Source organism: Parabacteroides merdae ATCC 43184, assembly GCF_025151215.1.
Lineage (GTDB): Bacteria > Bacteroidota > Bacteroidia > Bacteroidales > Tannerellaceae > Parabacteroides > Parabacteroides merdae.
In genome coordinates this window covers 2,638,636-2,656,075 of sequence record NZ_CP102286.1, presented here as the reverse complement: position 1 = coordinate 2,656,075, position 17,440 = coordinate 2,638,636, and the positions used below count along the sequence as shown (strand labels likewise).

Sequence of the window (17,440 nt, the reverse complement as noted above, 5' to 3'; positions counted from 1 at the left end):
TATTTTATTAACACATTACATTTAATAGTAGAAAAAATGGCAGTAATGAATTTTGGCGGTGTTGACGAAAACGTAGTAACCCGCGAAGAATTTCCGTTGGAAAAGGCAAGAGAAGTATTGAAAGATGAAGTGATTGCAGTTATCGGTTACGGTGTTCAAGGTCCTGGACAGAGCTTGAACTTGCGTGATAATGGTTTCAACGTTATCGTAGGACAGCGTCCTGGTAAAACCTATGACAAAGCTGTTGCCGACGGCTGGGTACCGGGTGAAACACTGTTCGGTATTGAAGAAGCTTGCGAAAGAGCAACTATCATACAGGTGTTGCTTTCCGACGCCGCTCAGATCGAATGCTGGCCGCGTATCAAAAAATATCTGACTCCGGGAAAAGCGCTGTATTTCTCTCATGGTTTTGCTATCACTTACAAGGAACGTACCAATATTATCCCTCCTGCTGATGTTGACGTGATTCTAGTCGCACCGAAAGGTTCTGGTACTTCTTTGCGTCGTATGTTCCTGCAGGGACGTGGCTTGAATTCAAGCTATGCAATTTTCCAGGATGCAACCGGTAGAGCATGGGATCGTGTGATCGCTTTGGGTATCGGCGTTGGTTCAGGCTATCTGTTCGAAACGACATTCAAGAAGGAAGTTTATTCCGATCTGACTGGTGAACGTGGAACTTTGATGGGGGCTATCCAAGGTTTATTGTTGGCTCAATACGAAACATTGCGTGAAAACGGCCACGAACCTTCCGAAGCATTCAACGAAACAGTCGAAGAACTGACTCAGTCTTTGATGCCGCTGTTTGCTGAAAACGGAATGGACTGGATGTATGCAAACTGTTCGACTACTGCACAGCGTGGCGCTTTAGACTGGATGGGGCCGTTCCACGATGCCGTTAAGCCTGTATTTGAAAAATTATACCGGGAGGTCGCCTGCGGTAACGAAGCGCAGCGTTCTATCGATACGAACAGTAAGCCGGATTATCGTGAAGGTTTGGAAAAAGAACTGGCAGCATTGCGCGAAAGCGAAATGTGGCGTGCAGGTGCAGTCGTTCGTAAATTGCGCCCGGAAAACAATTGATAGACATCGCATTTTTTATTTGAGTGCATAAAGAAAGTGGCAATTCGGTATGAATTGTCACTTTTTTTAATGAAAATGTATCATTTTGATAAGAAATTTTTGAATAGTAATCGATATCTTCGTAGCTATAAATTCGAATTTAATTGCTTAAATATTATATCATGAAGAAATTCCAAATTTTAGTAATGTTATTGTGGCTGTCTGTTTGTCTAGCAGGAGCAGTAGAGTCGAAGATTCGGTTGGTGCATGGTCCTTATTTGCAGAATCTAGGGCCTGATGAGGTGACGATCGTGTGGTTGTCGGATAAACCTTCTGTCGGTTGGGTGGAGCTGGCGCCGGATGACGATACGAACTTTTATGCTACCGAACGTCCCAAATATTATGATGCCCGTAACGGAGTAAAAAATACATCTACGATCCATACCGTGAAGATCAAAGGGCTTAAACCGGGTACGAACTACCGTTATCGTGTCTTCGTACAGGAAGTACTGAGCCATGTCGGACATAAGATCATCTATGGGAACTATGCCTCGACTGATGTTTACTCCAAAAAGCCGTTGGTGTTCAAGACGAGCGATCCTGCGGATAATTCCGTCTCATTTGCGATGGTGAACGATATACATGGCAAAAATGACCTGTTGACGAACCTAGTTTCCAAGTGTGATTTGAAAAAGACGGACTTTTTTCTTTTTAACGGTGATATGGTGTCAGTCTTCAATGAGGAAAATCATATCTTCGACGGTTTTATGGATACGGCGACCAAGCTGTTTGCCTCTGAGATTCCGATGTATTATACAAGAGGCAACCACGAAACACGTGGCGCTTTTGCAACCGAGTTCCAACGTTATTTCTCTCCAAAAGAAGAGAATATCTACTATACATTCCGGCAAGGTCCGATCTGTTTTGTCGTTTTGGATACGGGAGAGGACAAGCCGGATTCCGATATTGAATATGCCGGTATAACAGTCTACGACGAATACCGGACAGAACAGGCCGAATGGTTGCGCCGAGTATTGGATAGCAAAGAATATAAGGACGCGCCGTTTAAAATTATTGTAGCCCATATCCCACCGATCGGCGGATGGCATGGAAACTTGGAAGTGGAGCAGAAGTTCATGCCTTTGCTACGCGATGCCAAGCCGGACGTTATGTTGTGTGGTCACCTCCACCGTTTCATCCATCAGGATGCAACGGATCGTACACCGTTCCCGATTATCGTCAATTCCAATACGGCTATTTTGAAAGCGGCTGCCGATCCGAAAGAACTAAAAATACAGGTCGTAGATGTGGACGGGAAAGTGGTGGATCAATTCTCCATAAAGAAGCCTTGAAAAATGATAAGTAGATTGTTGGTTATGAATTGAAGAATTTAGATGTATTTGTCTTTTATTTTATAAGAAAATAGTGATAAAAACTTTAAATTATATTTGGATGTTTGGAAAAAGACCGTATCTTTGCAGCGTTCAAACAAAAACGGTTGAAAAGACAATATGAAACAGGTAATGCTAAATAGTCTCATTATTTCTCTAAACATTATTCTACTCTGGGAACGGAATAGGAAGTGAGACTGTGTATGCTTTACAGGGCATTAAGATATGAAAAAGCCTTTCTCGCTTCCTTGTGAGAGAGGCTTTTTTCATTCAGAAAAGATATTAACAAATTTAAGACGATAAGAACTATGTCAGACAGATTATTTATTTTCGACACGACATTGCGTGACGGTGAACAAGTGCCGGGTTGCCAGTTAAATAGTATTGAAAAGATTCAGGTAGCCAAAGCTCTGGAAGAACTGGGAGTAGACGTGATAGAAGCCGGTTTTCCCGTATCGAGTCCGGGAGATTTCAATAGCGTTGTTGAAATATCGAAAGCCGTAACGTGGCCTACAATCTGTGCGCTTACCCGTGCGGTAGAAAAAGATATTGATGTGGCTGCCGAAGCACTGAAATATGCAAAGCACGGACGTATTCATACAGGTATTGGAACGTCCGATTATCATATCAGGTATAAGTTCAATTCGAATCAGGAAGATATTTTGGAACGGGCTGTCGCTGCTGCCAAATATGCCAAGAGATATGTGGAAGACGTCGAATTTTATTGCGAAGATGCCGGACGTACTGACAACGAATATCTGGCACGTGTGGTAGAAGCGGTCATCAAAGCTGGCGCGACAGTTGTCAATATCCCTGATACGACCGGTTATTGCCTGCCGGACGAATATGGGGCGAAAATCAAATATCTGATGGATCATGTAGACGGTATCGAGAATGCTATCATTTCTACCCACTGTCATAATGATTTGGGGATGGCTACCGCCAATACTGTGCAGGGTGTCTTGAATGGTGCACGTCAGGTGGAAGTCACCATGAACGGTATAGGTGAACGTGCCGGTAATACATCCTTGGAAGAAATCGCGATGATTTTCAAGAGTCACAAAGAACGTGGCATTATTACCAATATCAATACGACAAAGATTTACGGAGTCAGCCGTATGGTGTCTAGCCTGATGAACATGCCTATCCAGCCGAATAAGGCGATCGTCGGACGTAACGCGTTCGCTCATTCTTCCGGCATCCATCAGGATGGCGTTTTGAAGAATCGTGAAAGTTATGAAATCATCGATCCGAAAGATGTAGGAATCGACGATAATGCAATCGTGCTGACTGCCCGTAGCGGACGTGCGGCATTGAAACACCGTTTACAGGTATTGGGCGTCGAATTGTCTCAGGAAAAACTAGATAAGGTTTATGAAGAATTCTTGAAACTGGCTGACCGTAAGAAAGATATCAACGACGACGATATCTTGATGCTTGCTGGCAAAGACCGCACGGCCATGCATCGTATCAAGTTGGAATATTTACAGGTGACCTCCGGTGTCGGTTTGCAGTCTGTGGCCAGCATTTGCCTGAATATAGCTGGTGAGAGGTTTGAGGCCGCCGCTTCTGGCAACGGTCCTGTTGATGCTGCTATCAAGGCGGTGAAATCTGTTATCCACCGTACGATGACGATTCAGGAGTTTTTGATTCAAGCGATTAATAAAGGCAGTGACGATATGGGGAAGGTACATATGCAGGTTGAGTACGAAGGAAACCGTTATTATGGTTTTGCTGCCAATACCGATATTATAGCCGCTTCTGTAGAGGCATTTATCGATGCAATTAATAAATTTGTGAAGTGAATTGATAATTATGAATACATTATTTGACAAGATTTGGGATTCCCACGTAGTGACGATGATCGAAGAGGGGCCCACACAACTTTACATTGACAGGTTGTACTGTCATGAAGTAACTAGTCCACAGGCTTTTGCCAGTATGCGTCGACGTGGTTTGAAGCCGTTTCGTCCGGAACGTATCTATTGTATGCCGGATCATAACACGCCGACACACGATCAGGATAAACCGATCGAAGATCCTGTTTCGAAGAATCAAGTCGATACGCTGGCAAAGAATGCTGCCGAATTTGGTTTGACTCATTATGGAATGATGGATGAGAGGAATGGTATTATTCATGTGGTAGGCCCGGAACGTGGACTGACCTTGCCGGGGATGACGATCGTTTGCGGTGATTCGCATACTTCTACTCATGGAGCAGTCGGTGCGGTCGCTTTCGGTATCGGAACCAGTGAAGTGGAAATGGTTATGGCTTCCCAGTGCATTTTGCAGGCAAAGCCGAAAACCATGCGTATCTGTGTGGAAGGTAATCTAGGGAAAGGGGTGACAGCAAAGGATGTCGCCCTTTATATCATGTCGAAAGTGACGACCAGCGGTGCAACCGGATATTTCATCGAGTATGCTGGTGCGGCGATCCGTAGCTTGACGATGGAGGGGCGTTTGACTTTGTGCAACCTGTCTATTGAAATGGGAGCGCGTGGTGGTATGATCGCTCCTGACGAAACGACATTCGCTTATCTTAAGGGACGTGAAAATGCTCCTGCCGGCGAAGAATGGGATAAGGCGGTTGCTTATTGGAAGACTTTGAAAAGTGGCGATGATGCTGTGTTTGACAAAGAGATTCTGTTTGATGCTGCCGATATCGAACCGATGGTGACGTATGGTACCAATCCGGGTATGGGAATGGGAGTTACCGAACATATCCCGACTGTCGAGGGTATGAACGATGTGGAGAAAGCTTCTTTTATGAAATCGATGGAGTATATGGGGTTCGAACCGGGTGAATCCTTGTTGGGCAAGAAGATCGACTATGTGTTCTTAGGCTCTTGTACCAATGGCCGTATCGAGGACTTTCGTGCTTTTGCTTCCATTGCTAAGGGACGGAAGAAAGCCGACCATGTGGTCGCCTGGCTGGTTCCTGGCTCCTGGCTGGTAGATGCGCAGATCCGTGAAGAAGGGTTAGACAAGATATTCGAAGAAGCCGGTTTCCGGTTACGTCAACCGGGATGCTCGGCTTGTCTGGCAATGAACGACGATAAGATCCCGGCAGGAAAATATGCAGTTTCGACAAGCAACCGTAACTTTGAAGGACGTCAGGGGCCGGGGGCCCGTACGATTCTGGCTGGACCGCTAGTAGCTGCTGCGGCAGCCGTGACTGGGGAAATTACCGATCCGAGAACGTTTTTCTGAAATCATAAATCATAAATTTTAACATTCATGAAACAGAAATTCAATATCATTACATCAACCTGCGTCCCCCTTCCTTTAGAGAATGTGGATACGGACCAGATCATTCCTGCTCGTTTCCTGAAAGCAACCGACAAAAAAGGGTTTGGTGAAAATTTGTTCCGCGACTGGCGGTACGACAAGCAGGGAAACAAAATAGAATCGTTTGTCTTGAATGATCCGACCTACGGCGGACAGATACTGGTGGCGGGGAAAAACTTCGGTTCGGGTTCCAGTCGCGAACATGCAGCTTGGGCGATTGCCGATTATGGGTTTCGTGTAGTTGTGTCCAGTTTTTTTGCGGATATCCACAAAAACAATGAACTGAATAACTTTGTTCTCCCTGTGGTGGTTAGCGAACCTTTTCTGGCCGAGCTTTTCGACTCGATTTTTGCCGATCCGAAAACAGAAGTCGAAGTCAACCTGCCTGCCCAAACCATCACCAATAAGGCTACGGGTAAGAGCGAGCACTTCGATATCAACGCCTACAAAAAAGACTGCCTTGTGAATGGCCTCGATGACATCGATTATTTGCTTTCCAATAAGGAAAAGATTGAAGCATTTGAAAGGAGACGTTAGTTTGTTGCTTTTGGATCAAGCTAAAAGTAGCGTTATATATGAACAATTATGATAGAAATAATGGATACCACCCTGCGTGACGGGGAACAGACATCGGGAGTTTCTTTTGCGGCGCATGAGAAGTTGAGCATTGCACAGGCATTGCTTGATCTGGGTGTGAACCGTCTGGAGATCGCATCTGCACGTGTCTCGGACGGTGAGTTTGAAGCCGTGAAGCGCGTCGCTTCCTGGGCGGAACGTACCGGAAACATCCAGAAGCTCGAAGTGCTCGGCTTTGTGGATGGTGATGTTTCGTTAAACTGGATCGAAGCGGCTGGTTGCCGTGTGGTAAACTTGCTTTGCAAGGGCTCTTATAAGCACGTGACGGAACAGCTTCGTAAGACTCCCGAACAGCATTTTGCCGATATACGTTCCGTCATCAACCAGGCAATCGAACGGGGGATTGCCGTGAACATCTATCTGGAAGATTGGTCGAACGGTATTAAAAACTCTCCTGAATATGTCTTTCAAGCAGTCGATTCGCTTCGTGACTTGCCGATCCGGCGTTTCATGTTGCCTGATACGCTTGGCATCCTGAACCCTGGAAATACTTACGAATATTGTAAGGAAATGGTTACACGCTATCCGGACTTGAAGTTCGATTTTCATGCTCATAACGACTATGATCTGGCGGTAGCGAATGTCTACTCTGCTGTCCGTGCCGGTATAAAAGGACTTCATACTACATTGAACGGATTGGGAGAGCGTGCCGGGAATGCCCCGCTTAGCAGTGTGCTTGCCGTGTTGAAAGATCAGTTGGGAGTGGATACGACACTTCGGGAAGAACGGATCAATTATGCCAGCCGATTGGTGGAAACTTTCTCCGGTGTTCATATTCCGCCTAACAAACCGATTATCGGGGAACATGTCTTTACGCAATGTGCCGGTGTCCATGCTGATGGTGACAGCAAAAACAATCTGTATTGCAATGATCTGTTGCCCGAACGTTTCGGCCGTGTCCGCGAATATGCTCTTGGCAAGACTTCCGGTAAGGCGAATATCCGTAAGAACCTTGAAGCACTGGGGATCGATATCGACGAGAACTCTATGCGCAAGGTTACCGAGCGGATTATCGAACTGGGTGATAAAAAAGAAATGGTTACGACGGAGGACCTTCCGTATATCATCAGCGATGTGCTCCATCACGATACGATGGCGGACCAGCGCATCCGTATTCTGAACTATTCGCTGTCTTTGGCACAGGGACTGAAACCGGTTGCCACCCTGAAGATAGAGATTAACGGCGAAGCCTACCAGGAGTCGGCTTCCGGTGATGGACAGTACGATGCTTTCGTTCGTGCCCTGCGGAAGATATATACCGATCTGGGCCGTCCTTTCCCGATGCTGACTAATTATTCCGTTTCTATACCACCCGGCGGACGGACCGATGCCTTTGTGCAGACTATCATTAGTTGGAATTATGCAGGAGTGGACTTTAAAACACGTGGTCTTGATGCAGACCAGACGGAGGCTGCTATCAAGGCGACATTGAAGATGCTGAACAAGATAGAACAATAATGATGTGTCGATGTGCCAATGAAAGAGAATTGCGATGTAGGCTATCGGCATATTAGTACATTGGCAAATTATCACATTGATAAATTATTAATTATTGAAGTTATGAAGAAGTTAACAATCGCGCTTGTTGCGCACGACAACCGGAAGGCTGACATGGTAGAATGGGCTATTCACAATGCTGAATTTCTGTCCCATCATCATATCGTATGTACTGGGACAACCGGAAATCTGGTTCGGAAGGCGATGGAAGAAAAAGGTGTTACGGCGGATATCGCCTGTATGCATTCCGGTCCGCTGGGTGGAGATGCCGAAATTGCAGCAATGGTAGTACGAAAGGAAATAGATCTTGCCGTGTTCTTGATCGACGACTTGAACCCACAGCCGCACGAGGCCGATATCCAGATGTTGCTTCGCCAGTGCCGTGTCCATAACGTGCCTATCGCTTGTAACCGGTATAGTGCCGACTTGATGATCACAAGTACATTGTGGGATGATGAAAGCTATGTCCCGACAGAACCCAAATACGTCTATTTTAAGAGAGAATAGGAAAATTTGCCAACTAATAAATCATTTATGATATGAAATTGAATATAGCTGTACTTCCCGGTGACGGGATCGGTCCTGAAATTGCTGCACAAGGTGTGGAGGTGATGAGTGCCGTTTGTAAGAAATTCGGACATGAAGTCCGTTATGAATATGCTCTTTGCGGGGCCGATGCTATCGACAAGGTGGGAGATCCTTTCCCGGAAGAAACATATGAGATTTGTAAAGGAGCGGATGCCGTTCTTTTCTCTGCTGTAGGTGATCCGAAGTTCGACAACGATCCGACAGCTAAAGTGCGTCCTGAACAGGGATTGCTGGCTATGCGTAAGAAATTGGGCTTGTTTGCGAATATCCGGCCCGTACAAACTTTTAAGTGCCTGTTGCATAAATCACCGCTTCGTGCTGACTTGGTGGATGGTGCGGATTTCTTGTGTATCCGTGAATTGACGGGAGGCATGTATTTCGGGGAGAAATATCAGGATAACGATAAGGCCTACGATACCAATATGTACACACGCCCTGAGATCGAGCGCATCTTGAAAGTCGGTTTCGAATATGCCATGAAACGGAAAAAACATCTGACGGTGGTCGATAAGGCAAATGTCTTGGCTTCTTCGCGTTTGTGGCGCCAGATCGCACAAGAGATGGCCCCTTCTTATCCGGAGGTTCAGACCGACTATATGTATGTCGATAATGCGGCCATGCGTATGATCCAGGAACCCAAATTCTTTGATGTTATGGTAACGGAGAATACGTTTGGTGATATCCTTACTGACGAAGGTTCTTGTATCAGCGGTTCTATGGGCTTGCTCCCTTCTGCTTCGACGGGCGAAAGCACTCCTGTATTTGAACCGATCCACGGTTCATGGCCGCAGGCTAAAGGATTGAATATCGCCAACCCGTTGGCACAGATTCTTTCGGTAGCTATGCTGTTCGAGTATTTCGGTTGTAAGGCGGAAGGAGCCTTGATCCGCAAGGCTGTGGATGCTTCTCTGGACGCTAATGTTCGTACCCCTGAAATCCAGATGGAAGGCGGTGCGAAGTATGGCACGAAAGAGGTAGGGACATGGATTGTCAATTACATTAACAATTGACAATTACATTAGCAGTTGACAATTGACAATTATTTTGGTTTTCAGCCGATTTTGGTAACGCGAAGCCTAATTGTCAATTGTTCATTGTCAATTTAAGAAGTTCCTTGATAACTTCTTTATTGTATCCCATTGATTCTGCTTTCTTGAAATCGAGGGCTGCCCGCTCCTTTTCGTATTGTGCCAGCTTGATCTTGCCTCTCAACACATAGAGGTTGGCTGTCGGTTCGCTTTCGGTAAAGACTTTTTCTATATCTGCCATTGCCCGTGCATTTTTTCCCATCATAAAATACAAATCCGCCCGTCCTTCGTAGAGGATCCAGTCGCGGGGCATCTCGCTAATCAGGTAATTGAATATCCGTTCGCTCTCGTCGTAGTTCCCACGCATCTTTTCCAAGATGGCATGGCCGAGGCGAGCACGAACCGATTTCTCGTTTACTTCCAGAATTTTGTCGAAATCCTGTTCTGCCCACATATAATTTTGTAACTGTATATAGAGCAGCCCTCGGCAATAAAGCGCCTCCTGATGTTCCGGATTTTCTATTAACAAGGTGTTGTAATCGTTCAAAGCTTTTTCTGTTTCTCCCAATTCTGTATAAAGGGAAGCCCGGTTTTCGAGAATGGTGATGTTCTTTGTATGCCCGCTTAGTGCGGAAGTGTAGGAGATGAGAGCCTCTTGCAGCTTCCCCTGTCGGCGCTGTATGGTTCCGAGGTTCGTAAGCAAGGCATAGTTCAACGGGTTAGCCGGTTCTTTGCGCATGGCCGCTTTCAGGCTCTCTTCTGCGGACACCAAATCGCCTTTATCTACGAAGTCGTAGCTTTTCTCTATTAATTCTTCGTATGATTGTGCAAAGCTGTTTCCTATAAACAGGAACAAACCTATAATAATCAAGAAAGTCCTCATTTTCTATTGTTTATATCTGTTTTCTGAGCGTTTGCAAAACTACATAATAAAATCGGTTCTTTATTCGAATAAAAAAACTTTATACCTTTGCTACAATTTCTAATACTTTTGGAATGAATGATTGTTATGTAATTAGTATGAATTTCCATAAATATAAATAATTATGATTGTAACAGCAATTGATCTTTCACATGGTCTGGAAGGTATTTTGAATTCCCTGATGACGCAAGGGGCGGCGTTGGGATGGACACTTATCAAGGCGTTTTTGGTTTTTATAGTCGGGCGTCTCCTGATTAATTTGGTGAATAAACTGATAAAACGGGTTTTATTGAAACGTGATATCGATCCTTCAGTCAAAACTTTTGTCGGAAGTTTGGTAAATGTTGTCCTGACTATTTTATTGATCATCTCGGTTGTCGGTGCTTTGGGTGTACAAACGACTTCGTTTGCTGCTCTTCTTGCTTCTGCAGGTGTTGCTGTCGGTATGGCTTTGAGCGGTAATCTGGCAAATTTTGCGGGTGGATTGATTATTCTTTTGTTCAAGCCATTCAAAGTCGGTGACTATATCGAAGCGCAAGGTACGGGCGGTACGGTGAAGGAAATCCAGATTTTTCATACGATCTTGGCAACACCTGATAATAAAATGGTGTATATCCCGAACGGTTCGCTCAGCAGTGGTGCGGTTACGAACTTTAGCCGGCAGACTACCCGCCGAGTAGATTGGACATTCGGTGTCGATTATGGTGAGGATTATGATAAAGTAAAGGCGGTGATCGAAACGATTATTGCCCGTGACTCTCGTATTCTGACTGATCCGGCTCCTTTCATTGCCTTGCATGCGTTGGCAGACAGCAGTGTGAATATTGTTGTCCGTGTATGGGTGGAAAGTCCGAATTATTGGGAAGTTTATTTTGGCATCAATCAAGCGGTTTATGCAACATTTAATGAAAAAGGCATCAACTTCCCGTTTCCGCAACTTACTGTGCATCGGGCTGATAACTGATTTGTCCTAAAAAGAAATGGGTTCGTTCAATAATCGCCCGGTTTTGTAAGGAGTCCTTTTGAAGGATAGGACTTTGGATAAAAAGATTTATCTTTGTCAATCATTATAATAATTAACAAGGACGATATAAGTATAAGATATTAAGAACTTTATTTCATTACTTTAGTATTATTATTTGATTATAAGAGAAAATGATTCCCGGCTCGTCACTTTGGTGGCGAGCCTTTTTTATTATGGCACGGATAAAGGCGCTTTTGTACATTATGCCCAGATGTAAGTATCTTTTATAGTAGATTATAATTTTGTGCGACTGAACTTTTCTATCTTTGCCTCTGTTAAAGGATTAAATGATTAAACAATTTGCATATGAATAAAAAATTTACACTTTTGGCTGCGGCCTTAATGACAGTAGGAACTTTTACTGCGGCGAGTGCGGCAAGTGATGTTCCGAGTAAAGAATGGACTGTCGGTAATTATTATTACTTGAAGAGTGGTAATAAATACTTGTCTTTGGATGGTAACAAGGCTGATTCGGTAGTAGTGAAAGAAATCACTTCATTTGAGAATGTGAATAAAGCTGCTCGTGATTCCGCTCTTTGGGAAATTACGGGAATAACAGAAACTGCTGGAACAGTTTATCAATTTAAGAACAAAAAGACAAATGCTGTTTTATCTTTTGCTGCATCTCAAGATGCTAAGCCTACTTTGGCTGCTGGCGTAAGCAAATGGACGTTTACAGATGGAGGCAGTTTAAGTGCTTCACTAAGTGATGGTAAAAAAATGACATTGGCTTTAGATGCTAATGATGGCATTGTTTTTACTGGAGGAAGTGAGCTGGAGTTGGCTGTAACTAAGCCTGACACAATGACCATGACCCCGCAGGATCTCGGCGATGGTTTCAGTACTTTTCAGTTGACATTTGGTGATAAATATGAAGGGAATATCTTTACAGGTGAAGATTTGATTGCTAATTCTGTTGGAGATAAAGGTTTTATGACTTTACAGGTGAAAGGTGATGAAGCATATTCAAATGGTGTAAAGAAGTTTTTAGGTGTTGATACACTCAAAACGACAATCAATAATCAAGAGGATGTATTTGGTGCAGGGTTTGCATTAGATTCAATTCGTGAAGTTTTGCGTCCTAATGAGCTTTGCAAGCACTTTAAGTTTGTTGTCAATTTGCAGAATGATTCTATTGCAATGTTTGTTGCAGGAGCTCCTGATTTTGATGATAATTTAGACGTTAATACAGAAGTGGGTGATACGGTTCGCGTTGTTTATGCTCAGGTTGGCAATACCAAGGTTTTAACTGTGTCTAAGTTTGGAGTGGGTGCTCAGCCTTTGCAGGGTAAACTTCCTTTGATTAATGTTTCAAAAGGAACTCCTGTTACAATCCCGACCGGTACAGGTGTTTACTTCTTACAGAAGGTAAGCGAAGGTGCTGATAACGGTAAATATTATGTGACGAAAGATGCCTTTATGGGAGGTGACAGCGTTCCTTCTATGAATTTGGCAAGAGGTCAGTGGTATATTAAAGAAAATAACGGTAAATATTCTGTTGTTGATCGTCAATCAAATTCAAGTATGATCGTAGATCAGGAAGTTTTTGCTGTACAAGGAAAAGAAAACACTTATTTGTTTGGTTCTGACTCCGTGAAAATATTTAAACAAGAGGTTAATCTGAATGATAAGTATTTAGGTTCTCTCTATTTTACGGAAGAAGAATTGAACGCTAACGGTTATGTACTGAACTTGGTTTCTGGAACAACAGGAGTAAGTAATATTTATGCATATACTACAGATTCTATCTTGAAAGGTAAAGTCGGTGATGCAAAAGATGCAGCAATCTTTAAGTTGGTAGTGGATAAAGTTGAAGAAGCTGGTGGTGCAAAGAGTTTGTTAGATACCTTGTTTGTCACTTCATATAAGTTAAGAGCAATGTTTAATAAAGATATGCTCGCAAAACAGAATGATAGTCTGAAGTTCTCATCTGTTGGAACTGCTGAATCTTTTAGATTTATTTCTGATGCTACTGCTGAAAAGTATGCCATGTTGTCTTCTACTAATCAGTATGTAGGTATGAATGTCAATACTTCTTGTGTACAGTTGTCAGAGAAAGCAGCTTACGTAAACCTTGAAGCCGTTGACGCCCCCGAATATGCTTCATTTGCAAGTGCTCACAAGCGTTTGGCTTATAACAACAATGCTTTGGCGATGAATCCGCTGAACTTCTTTGCTGAAATGAAAGATGAAGGTAATCCGATTACAAAAACAAATTATGGAGCAGATAATTTTAGTTTGTGGGTTGAACAAGATACAGTCATTGCTGGTAAACAATTGTATTTTATTTCTTCCGGTGTCGCTAATGGTGGCAAAGCCGAAGCCAATATTCGCTATTACTTAGCTGCCAAAGATACAACAAGAGCAGGTATCGATGCCGATACTTATGCAATGTTCATCTCTCACGACTCGATTAAGACAATGAAGAACAACCCTGCTCTCTTCGCATTCAAGACTGCAGAAGAAGGCGGTTATTATCTGGAAAATCAGAAAGAGCTGAATGAGAATGGTAAGCCTTATGTAGGTGTTGTGAACGGTTTTGCCGTTATGCAGGCCACTCCGAGTGCAGCATTCGAAGTACAGACCGCTTCCGCTCCGACGGCCAATGAAGAAATGAATGTTTCAGAGATCAAGGTGATCAGCAATGACGGTCAGGTTATCGTGACGAATGCTTCCGGTAAGATGATTACTTTATCTAATATCTTAGGACAGATAATCGGTGTTCGCAGAGCAAATTCTGAATACTTCTCAATGCCAGCAACATCCGGCATTGTATTGGTAACAGTCGAAGGTGACGCCACTTACAAAGTGATTGTAAAATAAGGACGATGATCTTATAAAAAAAGAAAGGCGGCCTCCTGCAAAGGGAGCCGCCTTTCTTTTTAGTAATTTTTGGAGATGTTTTTATTTCTTACCTGAAAGCTTCTTTTCCAGATAAGCCAACTTCTTAGTGGCCTTTTCCTTCTCTTTCGTCAGCTTTTCGATGTCGCTTAATACGACAGCCAGTTCATAGGTCGAGGCGATTGCTTTCTTATCCGCATCGGCAATGTAGAGGATATAAGGCTTGCCTCCCGTATATTCAACCTTGATGCGCTTCTCTTTATTGGCAAAAATGAACTTGACGGCATCTTCGCATTTTTCTCCTTGATAGGTCACGACTTCGGTCGTATTCCCTAAGTCCTTGAAATGGTAGTTCAGGCCGCCGTCGTAAGGAATGGCAGGCGTTTCGGCGAAAAGGCCGTCCTGGATACTCAACTTGATGCCGGTATGATTGATTGGCTTGCCTCCGAAATAAACACTTGCCAGGTACATCTCTCCTTTCTCGTTTACGCCAGAACGGATGTAACAACGCTGGATGTTGCGTTCGATAGTCTGTTGCTTGGAGACATAATTGCCGATTTCGTTATAGGCGGAATCCTTTTCGAAGTTAAAACCTTTCTTCAATCCTTCCAATTCCTGTTGCTTGACAGGGATCAGGCTGTCGCAAAAGGCCAAGTTGCGTTCCGCCTCCTTTTGCTCCACTTGGCGCATTAGTGTCAGACCTTCCCGGATCACCTTGAACTCTTTCGGGTATAGGATGCGGATGCTGTCTATTTCATTTTTGGCAGCAAAGAACTCATTCTGTTCATACATGCTTCTGGCATTGTCCAGCCTTGCCTGTGCATTCTTCTCGTCATTGTTACAACCGGCCAGTGCCAGGGTTGCAAGTGTTATACAGATTGCTGACTTTTTCATTATGATACTTCTTTAATTGTCTACTACTTTTATTCCCTGCAAAGATATTGGAAAAAGAGAGAATTAGCATCCCCGCAAGAATTTAATTATCTTTGCGTGTCTGTTGCTTTGGGCTTGATCCAAAAGTAACAGATAAATTTGTTGATAAACAATATATATATGTATATAGAACAAGAAGACATATTAAAACATATTTCGGCGAAACCGTTTCATTTGATTTCGGAGGCGGCGGACGAGTTGGGAGTTGAAGCATATGTGATTGGCGGTTATGTGCGGGATATCTTTCTGCATCGCCCTTCCAAAGATATCGATGTCGTTGCCATCGGGAGCGGAATCGAGCTGGCGAAAGCTGTTGCCCGGAAATTGGGACGGGGAGCTTATCTGTCCGTTTTCAAGAACTTCGGTACGGCACAGGTGAAAGCCGGCGATCTGGAACTGGAGTTTGTCGGCGCCCGCAAGGAATCCTACACGCATGACAGCCGCAAGCCGATTGTCGAAGACGGGACGCTCGAAGACGACCAAAACCGCCGTGACTTTACGATCAACGCTCTGGCGCTTTGCCTGAATAAGGACCGGTATGGTGAACTGGTCGATCCTTTCGATGGCTTGACCGATATGGATAATTTACTGATCCGTACGCCTCTCGATCCGGATATTACGTTTAGCGACGATCCGTTGCGCATGATGCGTGCCGTCCGCTTTGCCAGCCAGTTAGGATTCTTTATCGATCCCGACACTTTCGATGCGATTGAACGGAACAAGGAGCGCATCTCGATCATCTCGAAAGAGCGTATCGTGGATGAGTTGAATAAGATCGTCCTTTCGCCGAAACCTTCTGTCGGTTTCGACCTGCTGGAACGTTGCGGGTTGCTGCCGTTGATCTTCCCCGAACTCTGTGCCCTGAAAGGAGTGGAGACGAAGGAAGGGATCGGGCATAAGGATAACTTCGCCCATACCTTGATGGTGCTCGACCGCCTGAGCAAGACCTCTGATAACCTGTGGTTGCGCTGGAGTGCCCTTTTTCATGATATAGCCAAGCCGGCGACGAAGCGTTTCGACCCGCGCCTGGGCTGGACGTTCCACAATCATAATTTCATTGGTGAGAAGATGATTCCCGGTATCTTCCGCAAGATGAAACTACCGATGAACGAGAAGATGAAATATGTCCAGAAGATGGTCAGCCTGCACATGCGCCCGATCGCCTTGTCCGACGATGAGGTGACGGATTCCGCTATCCGCCGCCTCCTGTTTGATGCAGGTGACGATATAGACGACTTGATGAAACTTTGCGAAGCCGATATCACGAGCAAGAATCCCGAAAAGGTACGTCGTTTCCTGGCCAATTTTCAGAAGGTACGCAGCAAGCTCGCCGATATAGAAGAGAAAGACCGTGTCCGCAACTTCCAGCCCCCTGTGACAGGCGAGGAAATTATGGAAACATTCGGCTTGCCGCCTTCGCAACCCGTCGGTGTCCTGAAAGAAGCCATCAAGAACGCGATCCTCGACGGCGTGATCCCGAACGAATACGAAGCGGCCCATACTTTTATGCTTCAACGGGCGGAGAAGATGGGGTTGAAACCGGTAAAGGAATGATTGAGAATAATTATAAATAGAAGAACAGATGAAGCCTGAATTTAATTACGAATCCGTCCCTTTCGATTTTTCTCATTGCTTTTGCGGGCAGTGTAAAGTGGCTGATAAATGCCTCCGTCATCAAGTTGCCCTTCGGATTCCGGAGAGCAGGTATTCCGTGCCTGTCATAAACCCGAATAATGTTTCGCCGGATGGTGAAAATTGTCGGTATTTCAAAGCCGACCGGATGGCTGTGTACGGATTGGGGATCAGCCGTATGTTTGACGACTTGAATTATCGAAAGGCGATTGCGGTCAGAAGACAGGTATATTATTATTTCGGGCGAAGCATGTTTTACCGGATTCTTCATAAAGAACGCCATGTCACGCCCTCCGAACAGGAGCATATCCGGCAGATATTCGTCAATAACGGAATCGATACCGAACCGGTTTATGATGAATATCAGGAAGAGTATAGTTGGTAAATCCTGAGTTTATATTTTTCTTATGCCAAGGAGAGCGTTTGGGCGTAGGCACGGGAAAATTGTCATATAGGCATGAGAAAACTTTCTTGTGTGCAGGGGAAAGTTTTCTCATGCCGATGAGCATTTTTTCCCATGCCTATGAGAATAAATTCTCATGATGATGAGAAAAAGTTCTCAAGCCTATGAGAACTGTGAGAATTGGGAGTGTTGTCAATC

General features: G+C 44.5%; 14 protein-coding genes. 12 read left to right on the top strand and 2 right to left on the bottom strand.

All coding sequences use genetic code 11. From position 1 onward, the window contains the following. The first annotated feature begins 36 nt into the window (after positions 1-36). The 8 genes from ilvC (at position 37) to leuB (ending at position 9,469) form a co-directional block, all read left to right on the top strand. Positions 37-1,080 (top strand): ketol-acid reductoisomerase, encoded by a 1,044-nt coding sequence (gene ilvC, locus NQ542_RS11075; RefSeq protein ID WP_005634871.1) that lies wholly within the window; start codon positions 37-39, stop codon positions 1,078-1,080. Positions 1,081-1,241: 161 nt separating this feature from the next. Further along, positions 1,242-2,411, top strand: coding sequence for a purple acid phosphatase family protein (locus NQ542_RS11070; protein ID WP_005634875.1), 1,170 nt, complete (start codon positions 1,242-1,244; stop codon positions 2,409-2,411). 347 nt (positions 2,412-2,758) lie between these two features. Next, a complete protein-coding gene (locus NQ542_RS11065) occupies positions 2,759-4,255 on the top strand; it encodes a 2-isopropylmalate synthase (protein WP_005634879.1) in 1,497 nt (498 codons plus the stop codon). Between the two features lie 10 nt (positions 4,256-4,265). Further along, positions 4,266-5,660, top strand: a complete 1,395-nt coding sequence (leuC, locus tag NQ542_RS11060; protein ID WP_005634881.1) for a 3-isopropylmalate dehydratase large subunit — start codon at positions 4,266-4,268, stop codon at positions 5,658-5,660. Between the two features lie 27 nt (positions 5,661-5,687). Beyond that, positions 5,688-6,275 carry a 3-isopropylmalate dehydratase small subunit gene (leuD, locus tag NQ542_RS11055; protein ID WP_005634883.1) on the top strand — a complete coding sequence of 196 codons (588 nt, stop codon included), beginning with the start codon at positions 5,688-5,690 and terminating at the stop codon, positions 6,273-6,275. Between the two features lie 48 nt (positions 6,276-6,323). Next, complete coding sequence (locus tag NQ542_RS11050; protein ID WP_005634885.1) at positions 6,324-7,832, top strand: alpha-isopropylmalate synthase regulatory domain-containing protein; 1,509 nt, start codon at positions 6,324-6,326, stop codon at positions 7,830-7,832. Positions 7,833-7,934: 102 nt separating this feature from the next. Continuing rightward, a complete protein-coding gene (locus NQ542_RS11045) occupies positions 7,935-8,378 on the top strand; it encodes a methylglyoxal synthase (protein ID WP_005651320.1) in 444 nt (147 codons plus the stop codon). Positions 8,379-8,410: 32 nt separating this feature from the next. Further along, positions 8,411-9,469, top strand: a complete 1,059-nt coding sequence (gene leuB, locus NQ542_RS11040) for a 3-isopropylmalate dehydrogenase (protein ID WP_005634889.1) — start codon at positions 8,411-8,413, stop codon at positions 9,467-9,469. A gap of 73 nt (positions 9,470-9,542) precedes the next feature. On the opposite strand, the gene NQ542_RS11035 is transcribed toward leuB, so the two are convergent. Then, positions 9,543-10,370 carry a tetratricopeptide repeat protein gene (locus NQ542_RS11035; RefSeq protein WP_005634890.1) on the bottom strand — a complete coding sequence of 276 codons (828 nt, stop codon included), beginning with the start codon at positions 10,368-10,370 and terminating at the stop codon, positions 9,543-9,545. Positions 10,371-10,590: 220 nt separating this feature from the next. Between NQ542_RS11035 and NQ542_RS11030 the strand changes: the two genes are divergently transcribed. Next, positions 10,591-11,373, top strand: a complete 783-nt coding sequence (locus tag NQ542_RS11030; RefSeq protein WP_227225832.1) for a mechanosensitive ion channel family protein — start codon at positions 10,591-10,593, stop codon at positions 11,371-11,373. Positions 11,374-11,739: 366 nt separating this feature from the next. Continuing rightward, a complete protein-coding gene (locus NQ542_RS11025) occupies positions 11,740-14,256 on the top strand; it encodes a DUF6383 domain-containing protein (RefSeq protein ID WP_005634896.1) in 2,517 nt (838 codons plus the stop codon). A gap of 81 nt (positions 14,257-14,337) precedes the next feature. Here NQ542_RS11025 and NQ542_RS11020 read toward each other — a convergent pair whose 3' ends face one another. Then, complete coding sequence (locus NQ542_RS11020) at positions 14,338-15,168, bottom strand: hypothetical protein (RefSeq protein WP_005634898.1); 831 nt, start codon at positions 15,166-15,168, stop codon at positions 14,338-14,340. 159 nt (positions 15,169-15,327) lie between these two features. On the opposite strand from NQ542_RS11020, the gene NQ542_RS11015 reads away from it, so the two are divergent. Further along, on the top strand, positions 15,328-16,761 hold the full coding sequence (locus NQ542_RS11015; RefSeq protein WP_005634900.1) for a CCA tRNA nucleotidyltransferase: 1,434 nt from the start codon (positions 15,328-15,330) through the stop codon (positions 16,759-16,761). A 28-nt stretch (positions 16,762-16,789) separates the two neighbouring features. Next, positions 16,790-17,224 carry a DUF6078 family protein gene (locus tag NQ542_RS11010; RefSeq protein ID WP_005634904.1) on the top strand — a complete coding sequence of 145 codons (435 nt, stop codon included), beginning with the start codon at positions 16,790-16,792 and terminating at the stop codon, positions 17,222-17,224. Positions 17,225-17,440: the final 216 nt, after the last annotated feature.

Bases quoted from the DNA above. Each gene is read 5' to 3' on its own strand.
- NQ542_RS11050 (WP_005634885.1), top strand. From the start codon at position 6,324: ATGATAGAAATAATGGATACCACCCTGCGTGACGGGGAACAGACATCG.
- NQ542_RS11030 (WP_227225832.1), top strand. From the start codon at position 10,591: ATGACGCAAGGGGCGGCGTTGGGATGGACACTTATCAAGGCGTTTTTG.
- NQ542_RS11035 (WP_005634890.1), bottom strand. From the start codon at position 10,370: ATGAGGACTTTCTTGATTATTATAGGTTTGTTCCTGTTTATAGGAAAC.
- leuB (WP_005634889.1), top strand. From the start codon at position 8,411: ATGAAATTGAATATAGCTGTACTTCCCGGTGACGGGATCGGTCCTGAA.
- leuD (WP_005634883.1), top strand. From the start codon at position 5,688: ATGAAACAGAAATTCAATATCATTACATCAACCTGCGTCCCCCTTCCT.
- NQ542_RS11015 (WP_005634900.1), top strand. From the start codon at position 15,328: ATGTATATAGAACAAGAAGACATATTAAAACATATTTCGGCGAAACCG.
- ilvC (WP_005634871.1), top strand. From the start codon at position 37: ATGGCAGTAATGAATTTTGGCGGTGTTGACGAAAACGTAGTAACCCGC.
- NQ542_RS11010 (WP_005634904.1), top strand. From the start codon at position 16,790: ATGAAGCCTGAATTTAATTACGAATCCGTCCCTTTCGATTTTTCTCAT.
- NQ542_RS11020 (WP_005634898.1), bottom strand. From the start codon at position 15,168: ATGAAAAAGTCAGCAATCTGTATAACACTTGCAACCCTGGCACTGGCC.
- NQ542_RS11065 (WP_005634879.1), top strand. From the start codon at position 2,759: ATGTCAGACAGATTATTTATTTTCGACACGACATTGCGTGACGGTGAA.
- NQ542_RS11025 (WP_005634896.1), top strand. From the start codon at position 11,740: ATGAATAAAAAATTTACACTTTTGGCTGCGGCCTTAATGACAGTAGGA.
- NQ542_RS11045 (WP_005651320.1), top strand. From the start codon at position 7,935: ATGAAGAAGTTAACAATCGCGCTTGTTGCGCACGACAACCGGAAGGCT.
- leuC (WP_005634881.1), top strand. From the start codon at position 4,266: ATGAATACATTATTTGACAAGATTTGGGATTCCCACGTAGTGACGATG.
- NQ542_RS11070 (WP_005634875.1), top strand. From the start codon at position 1,242: ATGAAGAAATTCCAAATTTTAGTAATGTTATTGTGGCTGTCTGTTTGT.